We start from the raw sequence: 1,590 nt of genomic DNA, 5'->3' as shown, positions 1-1,590 counted from the left end.
AACGGAAGGGGTGGGCAATGAAGCGCTCGGCGGTGAGTTGCGGACGGTTGAGGTAGCCGCGTGCCAGTCCTTCGCCCCCGATATAGAGTTCTCCGGCCACACCGATGGGCACCGGCTGGAGGCTGTCGTCAAGCACATAAACTTCAGTATTGGCAATCGGCCGACCTATGGGAATGGGACAGTGAATCCGTTCTGGCGCGGGCACCCGGTAGCAGGACGTGAAAGTGGTATTCTCCGTGGGCCCGTAAGCGGCGATCAGAATGCACTGGGGATTTTGCTGGCGCATCCTGCGAATGTGATCGGGCGACAATACATCACCTCCCGCGAGAAGCTGTCGCACTGCATTCAACTCTTCGCAATGATTATCGACCATCTGGTGAAAAAGCCCGGATGTCAGCCACAGAGTGCTGATCCGGTGGTGCGCGATGACACTCGAGAGTTTTTCGAGAGATGGCGCCTCCGGTGGCATGATCACAAGTTTTCCACCATTGAGCAGACATGCCCAGATCTCGAACGTAGACGCATCGAAGGCAATCGGCGCGAACTGAAGAAACACGTCATCAGGAGTGAACGTGGCATAGTCCGTGCCTTTTACCAGTCGTACCACGGCGCGCTGTTCGACGGCTACGCCCTTGGGAACGCCAGTGGAGCCTGAGGTGTAGCATACGTAGGCGAGATTGTCCGGGCGGGTTCCGCTTGCAGGATTACTCTTGGGCTTCGGTCTTGTTTCTTCGCACTCATCATCAAGGCAAATCAGTTGAGTGGTTTCCCCCTGCAATACCCCCCGCAATACGTCCGCAAACTTTCGCTGAGTCAACAAAACTTTCGCTCCTGCATCGCGCAACATTGCCGATAGCCGAGCCTGGGGGGTGCCGGGCTCCAGTGGGAGATATGCGCCCCCGGCTTTAAGAACTCCGAGCAGCGCGATGATCAATTCAAAGGATCGTTCAAGGCAGACCCCAACCAGAGTCTCAGGGCCGACGCCGAACCGGCGCAGGCGATGTGCCAGTCGATTGGCACAGATATTGAGTTCGCCGTACGTGAGCTGATTCTTTTCAAGAACAATGGCAACGGCGTCCGGACGGCGAGCAGCCTGTTCTTCGAATAACCCTTGAATGCATGCGTTGCGGGGATATTCCGTACGGGTGGCGTTCCATTCGACCAGAAGCTGGTCCCGTTCAGCCTGCGTAACAATAGGCAGGCTCGAGATACTACAAGCCGAACCGGCCGAACCAGCCAGATCAGCGGCGACGGCAATCAACAGGGTTTCGAGATGAACTGCCATCCGGTGGATGGTTTCGCTGTCGAAAAGGTCTGCAGCGTATTCAAAGTACCCTGTCACCCGATGTCCATCGTCTACCAGTGAAAGCAGAAGATCGAACTTGGCTGTAACGAACTCATCACGGTAGCGGGTTCCCGGCTTGTCTGCCACCTCTTCCTCCTTCTCCGGAGCAGGAACGTTTTGCAAGTTGAACATTACCTGGAAGAGCGGGGCCTGGCTCAAGTGTCGTTTGGGAGCGAGTTTGGCGACCAGCATCTCGAAAGGCATGTCCTGATGGGTGTAAGCAGCTGTTGTCACGTTGCGCACGC

General features: G+C 56.5%; 1 protein-coding gene. It reads right to left on the bottom strand.

Features of this window, described 5'->3' with window-relative positions:
- A partial coding sequence (locus AC52W5_RS05595; protein WP_495670282.1) for a non-ribosomal peptide synthetase occupies positions 1-1,590 on the bottom strand: 1,590 nt, incomplete at both ends.

The sequence above is a fragment of the Nitrosospira sp. CT genome, assembly GCF_059489795.1.
This window is presented reverse-complemented; position numbering and strand designations above follow the sequence as displayed.